18 protein-coding genes and 1 pseudogene are annotated in these 17657 nt (G+C 52.0%); 6 read left to right on the top strand and 13 right to left on the bottom strand.

Annotated features, from left to right (window positions below; genetic code table 11):
* The first annotated feature begins 65 nt into the window (after nt 1-65).
* Nucleotides 66-1256 (top strand): cytochrome c biogenesis protein/redoxin, encoded by a 1191-nt coding sequence (locus HCH49_RS05605; protein WP_221702339.1) that lies wholly within the window; start codon nt 66-68, stop codon nt 1254-1256.
* Nucleotides 1257-1260: 4 nt separating this feature from the next.
* Here the strand turns inward: HCH49_RS05605 and tam are convergent, their stop codons facing one another.
* Nucleotides 1261-2019, bottom strand: coding sequence for a trans-aconitate 2-methyltransferase (gene tam / locus HCH49_RS05600; RefSeq protein ID WP_033145556.1), 759 nt, complete (start codon nt 2017-2019; stop codon nt 1261-1263).
* Nucleotides 2020-2402: 383 nt separating this feature from the next.
* On the opposite strand from tam, the gene HCH49_RS05595 reads away from it, so the two are divergent.
* Nucleotides 2403-3041 (top strand): acyl-homoserine-lactone synthase, encoded by a 639-nt coding sequence (locus tag HCH49_RS05595; RefSeq protein ID WP_087822586.1) that lies wholly within the window; start codon nt 2403-2405, stop codon nt 3039-3041.
* Nucleotides 3042-3055: 14 nt separating this feature from the next.
* Here HCH49_RS05595 and HCH49_RS05590 read toward each other — a convergent pair whose 3' ends face one another.
* On the bottom strand, nt 3056-3748 hold the full coding sequence (locus HCH49_RS05590; RefSeq protein ID WP_023311808.1) for a LuxR family transcriptional regulator: 693 nt from the start codon (nt 3746-3748) through the stop codon (nt 3056-3058).
* A 302-nt stretch (nt 3749-4050) separates the two neighbouring features.
* On the bottom strand, nt 4051-4635 hold the full coding sequence (locus tag HCH49_RS05585) for an NUDIX domain-containing protein (RefSeq protein WP_221702338.1): 585 nt from the start codon (nt 4633-4635) through the stop codon (nt 4051-4053).
* A gap of 86 nt (nt 4636-4721) precedes the next feature.
* On the opposite strand from HCH49_RS05585, the gene HCH49_RS05580 reads away from it, so the two are divergent.
* A complete protein-coding gene (locus HCH49_RS05580; protein WP_221702886.1) occupies nt 4722-5495 on the top strand; it encodes a DeoR/GlpR family DNA-binding transcription regulator in 774 nt (257 codons plus the stop codon).
* Nucleotides 5496-5533: 38 nt separating this feature from the next.
* Here HCH49_RS05580 and HCH49_RS05575 read toward each other — a convergent pair whose 3' ends face one another.
* From HCH49_RS05575 to HCH49_RS05555, 5 genes are all read right to left on the bottom strand, one after another.
* On the bottom strand, nt 5534-5896 hold the full coding sequence (locus tag HCH49_RS05575) for a DUF4406 domain-containing protein (RefSeq protein WP_048981347.1): 363 nt from the start codon (nt 5894-5896) through the stop codon (nt 5534-5536).
* A 149-nt stretch (nt 5897-6045) separates the two neighbouring features.
* Complete coding sequence (locus tag HCH49_RS05570; protein WP_048981346.1) at nt 6046-6417, bottom strand: VOC family protein; 372 nt, start codon at nt 6415-6417, stop codon at nt 6046-6048.
* A gap of 87 nt (nt 6418-6504) precedes the next feature.
* Entirely contained in the window at nt 6505-6921 is a 417-nt protein-coding gene (locus HCH49_RS05565; protein WP_231926987.1) for a DUF4354 family protein, read from the bottom strand.
* A gap of 49 nt (nt 6922-6970) precedes the next feature.
* The gene (locus HCH49_RS05560; protein ID WP_221702337.1) at nt 6971-7414 is read right to left on the bottom strand and encodes a PACE efflux transporter; all 444 of its coding nucleotides are present in this window, start codon (nt 7412-7414) and stop codon (nt 6971-6973) included.
* 75 nt (nt 7415-7489) lie between these two features.
* On the bottom strand, nt 7490-8452 hold the full coding sequence (locus HCH49_RS05555; protein WP_221702336.1) for an NAD-dependent epimerase/dehydratase family protein: 963 nt from the start codon (nt 8450-8452) through the stop codon (nt 7490-7492).
* A gap of 94 nt (nt 8453-8546) precedes the next feature.
* On the opposite strand from HCH49_RS05555, the gene HCH49_RS05550 reads away from it, so the two are divergent.
* Nucleotides 8547-9455 (top strand): LysR family transcriptional regulator, encoded by a 909-nt coding sequence (locus tag HCH49_RS05550; protein WP_221702335.1) that lies wholly within the window; start codon nt 8547-8549, stop codon nt 9453-9455.
* Nucleotides 9456-9715: 260 nt separating this feature from the next.
* Here the strand turns inward: HCH49_RS05550 and HCH49_RS05545 are convergent.
* Nucleotides 9716-9907 (bottom strand): annotated as a pseudogene (locus tag HCH49_RS05545) (alpha/beta hydrolase); the annotation flags it as partial.
* 307 nt (nt 9908-10214) lie between these two features.
* Here HCH49_RS05545 and HCH49_RS05540 point away from each other — a divergent pair.
* Both HCH49_RS05540 and HCH49_RS05535 read left to right on the top strand, forming a co-directional pair.
* Complete coding sequence (locus tag HCH49_RS05540) at nt 10215-10829, top strand: hypothetical protein (RefSeq protein ID WP_259678407.1); 615 nt, start codon at nt 10215-10217, stop codon at nt 10827-10829.
* A gap of 15 nt (nt 10830-10844) precedes the next feature.
* Nucleotides 10845-11429: a hypothetical protein gene (locus HCH49_RS05535; RefSeq protein WP_213729709.1), complete on the top strand. Its 585-nt coding sequence runs from the start codon at nt 10845-10847 to the stop codon at nt 11427-11429.
* Between the two features lie 42 nt (nt 11430-11471).
* On the opposite strand, the gene silA is transcribed toward HCH49_RS05535, so the two are convergent.
* The 4 genes from silA to HCH49_RS05515 are packed head-to-tail and all read right to left on the bottom strand — an operon-like array spanning nt 11472 to nt 17640.
* Entirely contained in the window at nt 11472-14612 is a 3141-nt protein-coding gene (gene silA / locus HCH49_RS05530; RefSeq protein ID WP_087822593.1) for a Cu(+)/Ag(+) efflux RND transporter permease subunit SilA, read from the bottom strand.
* A 10-nt stretch (nt 14613-14622) separates the two neighbouring features.
* Complete coding sequence (locus tag HCH49_RS05525) at nt 14623-15873, bottom strand: efflux RND transporter periplasmic adaptor subunit (RefSeq protein WP_221702334.1); 1251 nt, start codon at nt 15871-15873, stop codon at nt 14623-14625.
* 11 nt (nt 15874-15884) lie between these two features.
* Nucleotides 15885-16226, bottom strand: coding sequence for a cation efflux system protein CusF (cusF, locus tag HCH49_RS05520; protein ID WP_182383572.1), 342 nt, complete (start codon nt 16224-16226; stop codon nt 15885-15887).
* A 28-nt stretch (nt 16227-16254) separates the two neighbouring features.
* Entirely contained in the window at nt 16255-17640 is a 1386-nt protein-coding gene (locus HCH49_RS05515; protein WP_221702333.1) for an efflux transporter outer membrane subunit, read from the bottom strand.
* Nucleotides 17641-17657 lie beyond the last annotated feature (17 nt).

Raw genomic sequence — 17657 nt, 5'->3', positions numbered from 1 at the left:
TGAACACATCCGCACGATGAAATAGCCTCACTGCAGCGTCGCAGGACTTGTATTGTGAGGTTTCTATGTTTCTGGTAATCGCTTTTCTGGGCGGGATGATAAGCCTGCTCAGTCCATGTACGCTCCCGGTTATCCCACTCCTTTTCGCCGGTTTTCAGGGACAGCGACGACATATTCTGGCCCTGCTGGCGGGGATGATCGTGATGTTCACCCTGGTGGCGATGGCCGTCACCGTCGCCAGCGAGTGGATAGCAGAGGCAACCATCGTCGGGCGCTGGATCGCTCTCGTTATTCTGGCCACGGCCGCGCTGGCCTTAATTTTTCCGTCATTCGCCCAGCGTATTGCGGGTCCGGCCGTCAGCGCGGGAAATGTCCTGAACACCCGAAGCGGGCAAACGCGCGGTATGGCATCGGCTTTTCTGGCCGGGCTTGCGGTGGGGCTGCTCTGGTCTCCCTGCGCCGGTCCCATACTGGGCGCCATTTTCAGCATTAATATCGCGGGCAATTCGGCAATTACGACGGGCGCACTGCTGGCGGCCTACGGCAGCGGATGCGCGCTGATGCTGAGCCTGCTCGTTTTCGGCGGCCGCACGCTGATGGCGCCGTTAAGAGCAAAATCGGCGCTGATGGAAAGGCTGCGGCAGGGGGCTGGCGTGGCGATGCTGGCGGCAGTCGTATTTAACGCGACAGGAATGACTTCGCTTCTGAAAGGAGCAAACGGCGTTGCGGATCGTCTGGAGACAACACTTTTGACGCTGGCGAGACCCACAGCCGCGCCGGTGAAGCTCCGGCCGGTCGTGATGACAGAGCCCAGCAACCAGCTGCCTTCGTTAAGCGGGGGAACAGGGTGGATAAACGGTGACCCTGTCACGTCTGAATCCCTGCGAGGGAAGGTGGTATTAATTGATTTCTGGACGTGGGATTGCATTAACTGCCAGCATACGCTTCCCCATGTGAGAGACTGGGCCACGAAGTATCAGTCTCAGGGGCTGGTCGTGATTGGGGTTCACACCCCGGAATATCCCTGGGAAAAGCCGCTTTCGTCGGTAAAAACCGCGGTGGAGAAATGGCAGCTGCCGTATCGGGTTGTGACGGATAACAACTATCAAATCTGGAACGCTTTCGGGAACCAGTACTGGCCAGCGCATTACTATTTCGATGCCAAAGGCCAGCTACGTTATACCGCCTTTGGCGAAGGAGATTATGCGCAGCAGGAAAAGGTCATCCAGCAGCTGCTGAAAGAAGCCAGGTCATAACCCGTCAGGGCTGGCGTTGCGCCACGATAAACAGCCGCGGAAAAGCGAGCAGTATCTGCCCATTTTCCTGGAGCGGATACTGCTCTTCCAGCAGTTCATGGTAGCGTTTCAGGAAACGTTTCTGCTCGCTCTCGTTCAGTTCCTGGAGCCACGGGCGCAAGCCGGTGGCGCTTACCCAGTCAATAATGGCCTGGTGCGAGCTCATTTTATGGAAATAGGTTGTCCGCCAGATATCCACGTCACAGCCCGCCTCGGACAAGATATCGTAGTAGGCATGCACACCAGGGAGAGGTTCGCGGCCGCGGTCAGGGTAGTCTTGTTCCAGCGCCACTTCGCGCATCGCCACATGAGTAGGTTCAAGCCAGTTGTCAGGCATCTGGATTGCTAATACGCCGTTAAGCGTGAGTAAAGAAACGAGATGAGGCAGGAGATCGTAATGGTCAGGAACCCATTGCAGCGAAGCGTTGGCATAAATCAGGTTCAGCGGTTGGCCAGGCTTGTACTGGCGGATATCGGCCTCAACAAAATGGCAGTCAGGCAATGCGGCTCTTGCTTCCTCGAGCATTGCAGGGGAGTTGTCGACCCCGGTAACGCGTGCCGAAGGCCAGCGATGCTTCAACAGCGCGGTGCTGTTTCCCGGCCCGCAGCCTAAATCAGCGATGGTGGAGACCTCATCCAGAGGAATTCTGGCGAGCAGTTCAGCGGCAGGACGCGTTCTTTCCGCGCCGTACTGCAGATAAAGAGAGGGATTCCAGTCGGCCATTTTGATTCTCCGTTTAGCATGCTTCTGCAAGAGTAGCACAGCATTAAGAACAGAGATAATAGGAGAAAAAATAGAAAAAGGAAATATTACCCCTTAAATACTTAAGGGGCAATACTTTAATTGTAATTATTTTATGATTATCGTTTTTTAATATTTTATCGGCTAAGTGCTTCTTACGCTCTGTACCCGAAACTATAAATATTAGATAATCATGAATGGATATATCCCTGGTGTTTCGTAGGTCTTTGACCTCCTGGCCACTGAGTTTCACGAGGACTTAGTGGCCGGGTACTTTTTAAGTATAAGGAATACCATGCACAATGAAAGCTGTCCTAAAAGACAGGGGATAATAGTTTCAGGTGTTATTATCAGGAATAAGAGCAATGAATTCTGTTATTGAGTTTTTTTTGCATGATTACGATGATTTACCGTCAGCATTAGCCCGCGAACTCTTCCGACTCAGGAGAAAAACCTTTCGGGACCGACTCGACTGGAAAGTTGAATGCGTTGAAGATATGGAAAAGGATCGGTTTGACAACCCAAACACGACATACTTGCTGGGTATGTATGAGGGACAGTTGTTATGCGGCGCACGATTCATTAACTCGACGCATCCGACGATGATAAGCGAAATATTTCACAATTATTTTGACGAAGCCATTATTTTCCCGGCAGATGTTCCCTGCTGTGAAATTAGCCGTTTATTTTTAGATAAAGAAACGCGAGACTCCGCAAGTCTGCAGGGCGTGCCCGCCAGTAAGGCATTGTTTCTTGCAATGAATATGTATTGCATAAAGCAAAAATACCATGGAATGTACGCTGTAGCCAGTCGCGGTATGTATGCCATATTTCGCCATGCGAACTGGAAAGTTGAAGTTATTCAACGCGGTGTTTCTGAAAAAGGGGAGGTTATTTACTATATTTATATGCCTGCCAGCACCAGCATTATTGAAGACATTATTAGCAAAGACAAATCCAGTCACTGGCTTCGCGAAATGCTGGAGCATTTACGCCACTTATAACCAGTGGCTGAGGCTCAGTCGTCCAGTAAGCGTAGTTCTGTTCCAAGCTTTATTGCGTGTCTGGCATTATTCACACCGAGCTTTTTCATTACATTTCCCATATGGAACTTAACGGTGCGTTCAGCAATAGACAAAATAACAGAAATTTCTGCGTAGGTTTTCCCGGCGCTGACCCATTTAAGGATTTGTCGCTCACGTGGTGACAGAAAAACATTCTTTTTCTGTTGATGCTGGCTATACAGGTTGAGTGTCTTCTGATGCAGTTGAACAAGGAAGCTTAGAAATTGTGGCCGATATTTTTCTATATCAATACCAGAGTGCTTAGGACTGATGACGGATAAGACGACAAGATTATTCAGATAGTCATGCAGAGGAAAAGTCTGTCCCTGGTAGATATCATACTGGACGCTTTCGTTGAAAATGCGCGTCAGGTTATAACCATCCGACAGAATGACATCACTTTCCCAGAAAAAATCTTCAACACAGCGCAAAGCCCGAATGATAACAGGGTCAATGAACTGATATTTCCTGTCGAGGTAGATATCAAACCACTCGGGGCTGTTATTGATTATCCGCATCTGGGAAGGATCTTTCTTGTTCATAATGGCGTAGGCGAAGACGATCCCTTTGAAATCCTCAAAAAACGCGTCCAGCTCACTCTGAATTAGCGTATTGATCGCTATGTCGTTGTAATATGTATCCTTCACGTGAGTTGCTTGCCTCCTGTTCGAGTGGAGGAGCAAGTATAATATGCTTCGTTATCTGTAGCGAGTCGCATTTTAATCCAGCCAACAGATAAGACAGGCTACCTCTACTGGTAGCCTGGTCAACGTGTGGCATTTCTAATGGTAAATGCAGATGACTCGGCGAATTTTTGAAGATTTTGTCAAATCCCGAAATAGTTCACTAAATATAGTAGGCTGCAAAATTTAGGAGGTTTTCCGCTTTACATTTGAGTAATGTACAAGCGTACCGACCCAGATTCAAAATCAGGATTTTAACCAGCAGTCTACATAATGCCTTTAAGAGCAATATGATAAAGCAGCATGATGGTTTTACCGTCGACAATCTTGCCTGTTTCAATGCCGCGTAATGCCTCTTCAAGCGTCATTTCCAGCACGTCGATATCTTCTCCCTCAGCCTTGATCCCGCCGCCTGCGCCGGTTCTGTCTTTCGGCTGATACTCGGCAAGATAAAAATAGAGTTTTTCCGTGACGGAGCCCGGGCTCATATAGGCTTCAAAGATTTTCTGCACGCTCGAAACCTGAAACCCTGTCTCTTCTTCCGCTTCTGCTTTTATGCGGCTTTCGGGATCCATGTTGTCCAGCAGTCCCGCCGCGGCTTCAATTAAATCGTCCTCATGGCCGTTGATAAAGACGGCAAAGCGGAACTGGCGTGTCAGGATCACCGTTTTTTTCTCACGGTTGTAGAGAAGAATAGTCGCGCCGTTGCCACGGTTGTAAACCTCCCGTTGCTGTCTTTGCCATTCGCCGTCACGGCGCTGCAGGTCGAAGGTGTATTTTTTAAGGTTGTACCAGTTATCTGACAGGGTTTCACTGTCAATGATGCGCACATCTGCACGTTTTGATTGCACGTTTGTTACTCCTTACGTAGAGTAGTTATCATAAACAGCATTATCGTGCACCTTCAAGATAAAACATGCAACATCAGGAACTCATGATGCTCACCAGTCAGCGAAAACAATTGATCCTCGAAAAGCTCGGCGCAGAAGGTCAGGTCCAGTCAAAAGCACTCAGCATGCTCTTTGACGTCTCTGAAGACACCATTCGGCGTGATTTACGCGAGCTGGCGGCAGAAGGGCGTTTACAGCGGGTTCACGGCGGCGCGCTGCCGTCATCTTCTGCTATTGCTCCCTTTGCCGAACGGCAATCCGTGAAGATGGATGCAAAAATGAGGGTCGCCCGGAAAGGAGCGCAGCTGATTTCATCAGGCCAGGTGGTGATCGTTGACGGCGGCACGACAACATCGGAGCTGATTACGTTTTTCCCTCCAGACCTGCGCATCACGGTGGTTACGCACAGCCCGAGCATCGCCCTGGGGCTTGTGGATCATCCGTCCATCGAGGTGATTCTGATCGGCGGTCGCTTGTATAAGCACTCCATTGTTGCGGTCGGCGCTGCAGCGATCGAAGGCATCGAAAATATTCATGCAGATCTGTTTTTTATGGGCGTGACCGGGATCCATCCTGAGGCGGGGCTGACAACCGGCGATTTCGAAGAAGCGTGCATCAAACGTGCATTTTCCGGCAGAGCCGCGGAGACGGTCGTCCTGGCTTCCCCGGAAAAGGTCAACACAGCGTCTTCGTTTGTGATTGGCGATGTGTCATCGGTGAACACCATCGTCGTTGAAGACAATACCGATCGGGACTGGATCCGCGCGGTATTGGAAAAAGGGGTCTCCGTCGTGTTGACCTCAGAGAGTGACACTCTCTGATAGCCAGCCTGTGCTCACAGGCTGGCTGGCGGACTGCCTTAAGCCTCAGGAATATTCTCAAGTGCGGTATAAACCTTCAGGCCATATTTGCGGGCGACCTCAATGTCCATATCGGCACCTTTAGACGCACCGGCAATACGATAAATGGCATCACATTTAGCTATGAGCCGGTGAGCAACGGGGTACAGCATCGCTTCACTGATTTCATCACCAACCGCTTTCGATCCTGCGGCTTTTGCCAACGGCAAAGCCATCCATTCGCCAATGACCGGGATGTGACCCCGCTGGTAAACGGCTAGTGCTGCGCTTTCGAGACGCGCCAGATTCTCATCAATGCGTGCCTGAACGCCTTCGGTTCCGCTGCGATAGGGGCCAGCAATTAAAATCAGCTGTTGTGTCATAGGTACCTCTGTCAGTGTTATTGCATGAAATTGCACGTTTACTGCCGATACCATACGGGATTGTGGCCGCGTTATGAAATACTTTCGTGCATTATCGTGCAAAAAGATGCATTACAGATCATTTAATCGCTTCTGACAGAAGGGCTGAGCTACTGACTTTCCGGCGCATGGCACACTGCCTCGATATTGTGGCCATCGGGCGAGATGACAAACGCGGCATAGTAATTTTCACCGTATGACCTCAACCCCGGCCCGCCGTTATCACGTCCGCCGGCGCGCAGGGCGGCATGGTAAAATTCATCGACCTGCTGGCGCGTGTTGGCTACAAACGCCAGATGCAAAAGGGCAGGTTTTTCATTTGTCTGAAAAAGACAGAGCGAAACATCGCCTGAACTCATTTCGACACCGTAGTCTGGCGTGCCCTCATCGATGAGTTCTACACCAAGCGGCTTAAGCGCATGCAGGAAGAAGGTTTTACTTTTTTCATAATCACTGACGCCGAATTTCACATGATCGAACATGGTTCCTTCCTTTATGAGATGGAGAAATAACCAGTATAGAAGGAGAGTGGGGCGACCATACGAAATAACGTGTCAATGTGACAGTCATCAATTTATGCAGTCTTTTCCGATGCCGAAGCGGACAAATGGCATATTTAAAACGTCAGGATTTGAGCTGGAAAAATAGACCAATCCGGTTCTGTTGTCCCTTGGGTTGTATTTTTTCAGCATTTCAAGCTCAATGCCGGTGCTCATAAATGTTTTTCCGTTTTTATCAAACAGGAAGAAACACATCTTATTATCTTTGCCCGGCTCAATACTTTTACCCGACGCGTTATCAAACGTAACCTTGTAGCTAACCATATATTTTGCTTCGCCCGTTGTACTGTCCCATTGGCTTCCCTGAGACTCTTTTTGAGCGAAAATGGTTATCCCGGTGAGCTTGTCGTCATGGCTCTCTTTCTTAGCGGCCTGAGCCGTCCCGGCGGCGGACAGCGCTAACGCAAGACAAATTCCTTTAGTCATGAGACTTCGCATTTTTCTTCCTCTTCATTTTTTACATTGATTCACTTAGCTATAACGCCGAACGCTTTCGTCCAACGAACGTCCAGCGCAGGTAGTCGTAAAGCCAGTTAAACAACATCGTATAGGGCAGGAAAAACAGCACCAGGCCAATCTCAACAAAAAATGCCTCCGTCACGGTCAGGTTCAGCATAACCATTGCCACAGGGATTAAGGAGATGATAAGTCCCGTTTCAAAACAAACCGCATGGATTGCGCGAACGAGAAATGTGCGTTGAAACTGATGTTTTTTCTGCAGGGAATCAAAGAGCTTATTAAAAATAAAATTCCAGACCGTTGCGGTAAGTGCAGATATCACGGACAACGAGCCTGACTGAAGTACCGACACGTTCATCAGCCAGGCGAGTGACAGCGCGATGATAACGTTGGCCGTCACTTCAAAAATGACAGCGTGGAAAACTCTCTCTTTAACACTTTTATTTAATTCAATTTCCATTTGCTTACGACAGCGTTTTTCAAAAGCTGAAGTATATCAAACATTTTTCAACCCTTTCTAAACGTGCAGGTTATGTTAAATACAGCCCAGGCCCGCTAGTGTAGAACGCACGGCCTCGGTAAGAGGGGTCTGCGGTTCATGACCTAAAAAGGCGATCAGTTTTGAATTATCCATCTCTATTGTCTGCTCCCAGAGATAGCGCATCTCCCGCATTTCACGCAGCGTGGTGTTAAACGGACTCATTGCAGAGACCAGCCACCATGGAAATGACTTCACCTTCGCCTTAATACCGGCATGCTCCGCGACGTGCTTTATGGCTGTGGTCATCGTTGTCCCATCAGGATCCCAGTGTCCACGCATATGGAAACAGGAAAACGGTTCGAGTTCATCCCGCCGCGCCAGCAGAGCCGCAACGGTATCGGCGACATCCGGCAGATAAGCCCACTGATGTCCTGCGCCGTGTTGCCCGGGATTTTTAACGACCTTCGGTGGATGTCCCGGTTTTACCAGTCCCTGTGAAAACCAGTTGTTGCCTGCGAGGGGACCAAAAAAGTCACCCGCCCGCAAAATGAGCACCTTTCCGCCACGCTGAGCATAGGCTGAGAGCGTCTTCTCCATTTGCACGCGTATGGCTCCTTTTTGAGTAACCGGATCCTGAGGGGAATCCTCTCGTAAGAGGGGAAAAGCATCCGGACCGTAGTTATAAATCGTGCCCGGCAGAACGATCAATGCACCGTTTCGCTCCGCTGCGTTGATGGTATTATGCAGCATGGGCAAAACCAGCTGTTCCCAGTTTCGATAACCCGGCGGGTTAACGGCATGGACAATCACGCTGCAATCTGACGCCGCTGCCTCAACCCGTTCAGCATTCTGCGCGTCGCCGTTTATCCAGGTCATGCTTTCGTTGCGATCGTCATGTTGAGGGGCGCTGCGGCGCAATGCCCGAACATCCCATTCATCACGGATCAATTTACGGGCAATTTCACCACCGATTCCACCCGTTGCGCCCAGTATCAGTACCTTATTTGTGCTTTTCATCGTCTGGCCCTTATTGGATATCTGCTTGACATCTTAAGGGCCGCACGGGCTAAATGTAATTGCATAATATAAGCCAGCAGGTATGCATTTTTGTATGAAGCTAAATATCCCGTGGGAATGGTATCGCACCTTTTTGGCCGTAATTAATGAAGGGTCTCTGTCAGGAGCTGCACGCAGGCTTGCCATTACCCAGCCAACCGCCGGACGCCACATTGCGGCACTTGAATCAGCCCTGGGCCTTGTTTTATTCACCCGTTCGCAGACAGGATTGCAGGCCACGGATGCAGCCGTTGAGCTGAAGGGCCATGCGCAGGCGATGGAAAATACGGCCATGATGATTGAGCGGTCGGCTGCGAGTTTCAGCTCCGGCGCAACCGGGTTGCGGGGCGTGGTGCGCGTCGCCGCCAGTGAAATCATCGGCACGGAGGTTCTGCCTCCCGTGATTGCACAGATAAAGGATGCATATCCGCAAATAACCGTTGAACTGGTTCTGTCTAACCGAGTTCAGGATTTACTGAATCGGGAGGCGGATATTGCCGTACGTATGGCCACGCCGGTGCAGGAGCAACTGATTGCCCGTCGGATGGGAAGGGTTGAAATAGGTCTGCATGCCGCGCCAGCCTATCTGTCACGACGTGGTGCTCCGGAAAGTATTGATGAGTTGTTCACCCATACGCTTGTCGGTTTCGATAATTTGACACCCTTTATTTTACAGGCACTTAAACAATACCCACAGCTAAACCGCGATCTGTTTACCGTACGGACCGACAGTGATATTGCCCAATTAAACCTTATACGCGCAGGGGCCGGTATCGGTATGTGTCAGGTTCAACTGGCAGATTTTTCTCCGCCGTTGCAGAGGATAATGCCTGATTACTTTGCGTTTCATCTGGACACCTGGCTGGTGATGCATGAGGATTTACGCCACAGTCAGGCCTGCAAAACGGTGTTTGATTTTCTTGCTGAGGGTTTACAGGCTTATATCAACAGAGCAAAACGGTAAGCCATGCACTGTGAGGCGATCATGACGATAGCAGCACGTGAGAAGACACATTCAAAGGTCATCAGCATCCAGGCCCAACGTGCCCATAAGAAGCCAGATTTCTTCTGATTCCTTATTGGTGCGCATAATGTATATTATGTTAAATGCGATATGGACATCAGAGAATAAGCCATAAACCGTTCAGTCAAAACCCTCATAGTTGCCTTCCCTCTCACATCAATGCAGTGACCCAAAGGTCACTGCATTGGTTACTGAGGAAGTTATCTTTTATTCAGATATTTATTGAAGAATGCCGTGATGTTATCGAACGGGATCTTATCCATACGATCATATAAATCGACATGCGTGGCATCTTTAACAACCAGAAGCTCTTTTGGCTGATTTGCCGCTTCATAAGCCGTTCTGAAGAAGTAGTAAGTCATCAGCGGGAAATTCATGAAGGACATCGGAGTTGGTTATGGACATCGAAACTCAATGAAGGTGTATACAGACTACCATCCCGTCATCAACATGCTCCATCAAATGACCAATTTCGTTGATGAGATGTCTGGCACCATGCTCCGTTAACAATACTAGTAACGGGTCGATACCCCTCTCTGACTTGGACCTTTAAGGAACATCTTTATGATTTGATCGCTGAGTTAACGCTGCTATTATCTAAGTCTTAATGTTCGAATCATAAATTCTTTTTATTAAGCGACGCTAACGACTCCCTCACTTGCTACGGAAATTACCTCAACCGGTTTTGCCTGTGGCGCGATGATTGTTACGCTTGTTATGGCGTTTGGTGCCGGTGCGGCAGTGCCTTTTACCGCTGGCGGGTCCGGTGTGATTGCCGCGATTAGCCTGTCCGGTACGCTGGCAACTGGCGCACAATGCATGATTGGCGCGGGCCGTCTGCTGGCTATCCATAACGATCATGGTTCCGATGTTGCCTGGCTCGACAGCCAGGACTGGTATGTAGCTACCACGACGGTTCTGGATGTCATTTCGCTGGCTGCGGCAGGAACGGCGCTGCGAGGTACTTTAGAAACGTACAAGCTGATGAAAGCGGCATCCTCAAGTAAAGTTACCGCCTGGTTCCAAAGCCTGAGCCGTGCTGAGCGTAAGCGCATCACGGAAGAGATCATTAAAGCGCAGAATCCAGGTATTTCCAGCGCCGGCGTGAAGGCAGCGATCCGCGCAGGCGTCTACCCGAAACGTTTCCCCAGTGAATCATTACAAAAATCACTGCAACGTGAGCTGATGAGTGCCGTGAACAACGCATCGGCCTTTGTGGGCAGTTCACTCACGGGGACGATCCGCAATCCTCAAAACACCGTCCAGTCCGGGCGCTATGTAGTCGGTCTGTTGCAGTCATTTTCGCCTAACTAAACGCTGAGTATTCAAATGGTTAAAGTTTTTTTCCGCCGCCTGCAACACTGTAACGAGGTGGCTACCAGCATAAGCAATGCCTCCCCGACACAGCTGCAACAGCTAAAGACTGAGTTGGCTGACGAAATGGGCAAACCTGTAGGTCTACACACCATGGGTATTCCAGCAGCGATCAGTACCCTCGGGGTGATTGTCAGTTTCGCTATTCCTCAGCTGTGGCTGGGGTATGGCGTACTCGCAGGACTCAACCAGTCAGCGGAACACGTATTCGTCTGGGTTGTCCTGATCGCCCTTCTGTTCGCTGGCCTTAACGGCGTGACGATGTTTATGATTGGCAAAGGCAGCATGCGCGCCGTGCGGTTACACCTTACGCTGGCGGTGATAAGCCTGGTATTAACAGCAGCCTATCTGCTGGTCGCGCTGAGCGGTAGCGCAGCTCCGGGCGTCAGTCTGACCGCGGCGCTAGTGAGTATCGGCATGCTACTGCTTAGCGGCAGCTGTATCCTTTCCACCGCCTTCTATAAGATGCTGCTGTTTACTCTGCATAATCGTGCCTGGCGCAAGCTTCTCAGCCAGACGCGTGCTAAAACAGCGCGCTAAGCGTTCATCCCGTAAAAAACCCGCCATCGCTGGCGGGTTTTTTTAGGATTTTTTATACCTGCGCAGCCAGATTAACTTGTACGCCGCAGGAATAATAAACAGCGATAACAGCGGCGCCGTGATCATCCCGCCAATCATCGGCGCCGCTATCCGGCTCATGACCTCTGACCCTGCCCCCGTTCCCCAAAGAATGGGCAGCAGGCCGGCAATAATCACCGCGACGGTCATGGCCTTTGGCCGCACGCGCAGCACGGCGCCATGGTAAAGGGCGTCATCAAGCCCCTGTTCAGTGAACGTGTCCCGATGGGACAACGCCGGCTGAGCCTCAACGGCATGACGCAAATACATCAGCATGACTACGCCAAATTCTGCCGCCACCCCGGCCAGGGCGATAAAGCCGGTGCCGGTTGCCACAGACATATGGAAGCCCTGCCAGTAGAGGAACCATATCCCACCGACCAGGGCGAACGGCAGACTCATCAGGATCAGCAGCGCTTCATCCACGCGGCGGAACGCCAGATACAGCAGAATGAAGATGATCATCACCGTCATCGGCACCATCAGCTTCAGTTTCTTGTTGGCGTGTTCGAGCAGCTCAAACTGCCCGGAGAATGACACGCTGGTACCCGGCCTCAGCTTTACGTTCTGACTGATGGCCGTCTTAATGTCGTTCACCACCGACACCATATCCCTGCCGCGGGCATCAATATAAATCCAGCTCGCAGGGCGGGCATTCTCCGTTTTCAGCATCGTGGGGCCGGAAACCACGTTGATATCCGCCACATCGCCCAGCGTGATCTGCTGTTTCATCGGCGTCAGGATCGGCATTTGCTTTAACGCGTTCGGGCTGTTCCGGTAGTCCTGGGGATAGCGGATATTAATCGGGTACCGGGCGACGCCTTCCACCGTTTCCCCCACCGTCGCCCCGCCGATGGCCGAGGAGACGAACAGCTGCACATCGCCCACCGTCATCCCGTAGCGCGAGGCTTTTTCCCGCTTGATATCAACGTCAATGTAGCGCCCGCCCTCCAGACGTTCAGCCAGGGCAGACACCACGCCCGGCACCGTTTTGGCTACCGCCTCGATGCTCTGCGCCGTGGCGTCGATATCCGACAGAACGGTACCCGACACCTTGATACCAATCGGGCTTTTGATCCCGGTGGAAAGCATATCGATGCGGTTACGAATGGGCGGAACCCAGAGGTTCGCCAGGCCGGGCAATCGAACGGTCTTGTCGAGTTCGTCAATAATCTTGTCAATCGTCATGCCGGGCCGCCACTCATTCTCAGGCTTGAGCTGAATCGTGGTTTCCACCATCTCGAGCGGCGCGGAATCCGTTGCGGTCTCAGCCTTACCCGTTTTACCAAAAACGGAGGCCACTTCTGGCACGGTTTTGATTAACTTGTCCGTGGTCTGTAACAGCGCCGCTGCTTCTGCCGGAGAAACACCCGGCAATGTTGACGGCATATACAGCAGATCGCCTTCGTTGATCTTCGGTAAAAACTCGCCGCCCACCTGGCTGAGAGGCCAGATCACCGTGAATATGGACAAGGCCGCAACCAGCAGGGTTGTTTTTGGCCTGTGGAGCACTCTAATCAGTAGCGGATGGTAGGCTTTAATCAGCAGCCTGTTCAGTGGGTTACTGGTCTCAGCGGGAATTTTACCCCGGATCCAGAATCCCATCAGGATGGGGATAACGATGATGGCCAGCGCGGCCGCACCCGCCATGGAGTACGTTTTGGTGAAGGCCAGCGGACCAAACAGCCGCCCTTCCTGCCCCTCAAGAGTAAAGATGGGAATGAAGGACAGGGTGATAATCAGCAGGCTAATAAACAGCGCGGGGCCAACCTCGACAGAGGCGTTGGTGATCACCTTCCAGCGCGTGGCGTTATCAATCTGCTCTCCCGGATGCTGGTGATCCCACTCTTCGAGCCGTTTGTGCGCGTTTTCAATCATGACGATGGCGGCATCCACCATCGCCCCGACGGCAATGGCAATGCCTCCCAGCGACATAATGTTGGCGTTCAGCCCCTGGAAATGCATGACGATAAAGGCAATACACAGGCCAAGCGGCAGAGAGATAATCGCGACCAGCGCAGAGCGCACGTGCCACAGGAACAGTGCGCAGACGATGGCCACCACGATAAACTCTTCGAGCAGCTTGGAACTCAGGTTGTCGATTGCCCGATCGATGAGCTGGCTGCGATCGTAGGTGGTCACAATCTCAACGCCTTCCGGCAGGCTGGCCTTCAGCGTCTCCAGCTTATCTTTCACCGCCGTGATGACTTCACGCGCATTTTTACCTGAACGCAGGATCACCACGCCACCCGCAACTTCCCCCTGCCCGTTTAATTCGGCAATGCCGCGGCGCATTTCCGGCCCCGTTTGTACGCGGGCGACATCGCGAAGATAAATCGGTACCCCGTTCTCTCCGGCTTTCAGGACAATGTTATTGAAATCATCCATCGTCTGCAGATAGCCGCTGGCCCGGACCATATACTCCGCTTCCGCCATTTCAACTGACGATCCCCCCGCCTCCTGGTTAGACGACTCAAGTGCCTGCTTAACCTCCGGCAGGCTAATGCCGTACTGAGCCAGTTTTAATGGATTGACCTGGATCTGATACTGCTTTACCACGCCGCCGACGGAGGCCACTTCAGCCACGTTCGGGATGGTTTTCAATTCAAATTTCAGGAACCAGTCCTGCAGCGAGCGCAACTCTGCGAGATCGTGTTTTCCGCTGCGATCCACCAGCGCATACTCAAATATCCAGCCCACGCCGGTGGCATCAGGACCGATTTCAGAGCTCACGCCGGCAGGCAGCTTGCCCTGAACCTGGTTCAGATACTCCAGCACGCGCGAACGGGCCCAGTACAAATCGGTGCCGTCTTCAAAAATGACGTACACGTACGAATCGCCAAACTGCGAAAAACCGCGCACGGTCTTTGCGCCGGGAACCGACAGCATGGTGGTAGTCAGTGGATAGGTGACCTGATTTTCAACAATCTGCGGGGCCTGGCCGGGGTAGCTGGTTTTGATAATCACCTGCACGTCAGAGAGGTCGGGCAAAGCATCAACCGGGGTGTTGATGATAGTCCACGTCCCCCAGACGCTGAGGAACAGCGCCCCCATCATGACCAGGAAACGGTTGGCGACCGACCGCCGGATAATCCATTCAATCATCATCGTCTCCTTAATGGCCAGAATGCGCGTCGTCAGCGGCTTCAGCGTGACGCATGCGCTCCAGCGCGCCGGTAATATTGGCCTCCGAGTCAATCAGGAACAGACCGCTGACCACTACCGACTCCCCCTCTTCCAGTCCGCTACCAATGCCGGACTGCTGCTGAGATTCATGCAGAACGTGGATCCTTTTAGGTACAAAATTCCCGTCCGCATCGACGGTAATCACGCGCTGTTCTTTACCGGTATCGATAACGGCCTGGGAAGGGATCAGCAGCATTTCCTGGCTTTGAGTATTCAGCTTCAGGTACGCGTTCATGCCTGGTTTCAGCAGCTCATCCCTGTTAGAGACCTGCAGGCGCACCTGCAGCGTACGGGTGGTTTGATCCGCGCTCGGCAGAAGACTCCATTTTTCAACCGGGAAGGATTTATCCGGATAAGCCGGTATCGAAACAGCAAACTGCGAGGTCTCTTTCAGCAGATAAGCAATGGATTCAGGCACTGCCGCGCCGATCCAGACCGGATCCATCCCCTGAATTTGCGCCACCACCTTATCTTTGGAAATATTCATGCCGGTACGCAGATCAAAGGCCGTGATCGCTCCGTCGATCGGCGCCCTGATGGTAAACCGGGTCTGAATAGTGCGGGTCGCACGCAGCCTCTGAATATCCTCATCCGGCATACCCGCCAGCCGAAGCCGTTCCAGAACCCCTTTGATTTGCGTCGGCGTTCCGCCGGTACCGGATAACAGCAGAAACTCGCTCTGCGCCTCTACCCAGTCAGGAATGGTTATATCAACGAGCGGCGTGCCTTTCTTCACCTTATCGCCCGTCGTCAGCGGGTACACTTTTTCCACAAAGCCTTCCGCGCGGGCCTGCACAATGACAAACTGATAGTCGTTATAGCTGACGTTAGCCGGGATCGTCTGGGCATAGTTCAGCGTTCCGCGCGTCACCTTTTGTGTTTTTAATCCCAGGTTCTGGACCTGGGTCGGATCAATACGGATACCGGCACTGCTTTTATTGGCGTTTTCATCCGCATATTTCGGTACCAGATCCATATCCATAAACGGCGATTTGCCGGGCTTATCGAATTTAACGTCGGGCTTCATCGGGTCATACCAGAAAAGCACCTTTCTTTCTGGTGCGCTATTTTCTGTTTTTTCAGATGAATGAAGCGCCTGCCGTGCCGTCACCGATATCAGCCCTCCCGCAATAAGGCTGCTGACTAACACGGCGGCATATTTTATTTTTACTGAGGCCATGCCGCGTCTCGCTATTTAATGCTCTTGAGTAAAGAGAGATTGCCCTGCTGAACAAACGAGAAATTCACGTGGTTACCGATTTTTAAGGCATTAATACTCTCGTCAGCCTGAATAAAGGTAAAACGCATGGTCATCGCGGGCCAGCCAATTTCCGGGATCGCTTCATGAGAAATCGTGACTTTTTTATTCGTGAGATCAATGTCCTTCACGATGCCGGTTCCCGTGATGACCTGCTCTGATGTCCCTTCGCTGGCAGCACTCATCATCTCGTGCTGATGAACCTCAGCCTGGAGGCCGGCAGAAAACACAATGGAGATTGCACCAAATACAACGGCCTTAAGTGAATTGCGCATGGTTATTTTCCTGTTTAATTAAATAAGATTATTCGACCCAACCGCCGCCGAGCGCGGTGAAGAGATTAATTTCATTAACCTGCCGGGCATAAATAAGGTCGAGAATATTTTGCTGGGTAGAGAAAAGAGAACGCTCCGCGTCAAGCACCTCGATATAGCTGACCGCGCCGCTGGAATATAACCCTCTGGCACGTTGAAGCGTGATGCGGAGCGAATCCAGATACCGCTGTTGTGCAGCAAGCTGCTGGTTAATGCTGTCCCGCAGCGCGAGCGCGTCGGCAACCTGTTTAAAGGCGGACTGAATTTTTTGTTCGTAATTAACCACCGACTGCTGCAGTCGAATTTCGGCCAGCTTAAGGTTGGCCTTATTCCTTCCCGCATTAAAAATAGGAATTTCTATTTTAGGAATAAAATTCCACATCCCGCTCCCGGACGTAAAGAGGCTGGACAACTCCGTGCTGCCCGTTGAAAGCCCGCTGGTCAGGGAAATAGACGGGAAAAAGGCGGCGCGCGCCGCACCGATATTCGCATCGGCCGCTTTAAGCTGATACTCCGCCTCCATAATATCCGGGCGCTGCAGCAGTATCGCGGAGGAAAGATGAGGAGGCAGTTTTACCGGCGCAACGTCGCTGGCGTTCATGCCGCCGTCACCCGGCAGCGCGCGATACGTGCCGAGGACCAGCTGCAGGGCGTTATTGGCCTGCGCCAGCTCCCCCTCTCTTTTGGCAATCTCTGCCTGCGTGCTTTCGATCTGTCCCCGGGCCTGTTCCAGCGCCAGGACGTTCGTACTGCCCGTCACCAGCTGCTGCTCAACGAACGCATAAGACTGCCGGTAATTGTTCAGCGTATCCTGCGCGATACGCAGCTGTTTATACGCCAGCTGCTGGTTGAAATAGCTCTGGGAAACGTTAGAGACGAGCAGGATATGCACCGCGCGACGGGCCTCTTCGCTCGCGAAAAAATTTTGTCGGTCGGCCTCGCTCATGTTCTTTAGCTTGCCGAAGAAATCGAGTTCATAGCTAAGCATAAGGCCCGCGTCGTACTGCTGCGCGGTGGGTTTGTCACTTTTCAGCCCGCCGCTGTACGTGATGCCCGAGGAGGCATTCAGCTGAGGGTAGCGATCCGCATCCGTCACGTTGAACTGCGCCCGGGCCTCTTCGACCTTCAGGGCGGCCATTTTCAGATCGCGATTGTTCTTCAGGGCTTCCGTAATCAGCCCGGCAACATGAGGATCGACGAAAAAGTTGCGCCAGCCGGTGTCCTGATACCCCGCCGCCGCGGGCGTCAGGCCGTTACGGGAGAGCGAAAACTGCCGGGGGACAGGTGCTTCCGGCCGCTGGTACTCCGGGGCCAGCGAGACGCAGCCTGCCAGAATAAATACCGTACTGATGCTTAGTCGTTTTAACAGGAACATAACGGTTCAAATAAAGT

The organism is Enterobacter sp. Y17, from assembly GCF_019730495.1.
Lineage (GTDB): Bacteria > Pseudomonadota > Gammaproteobacteria > Enterobacterales > Enterobacteriaceae > Enterobacter > Enterobacter asburiae_B.
This window is presented reverse-complemented; position numbering and strand designations above follow the sequence as displayed.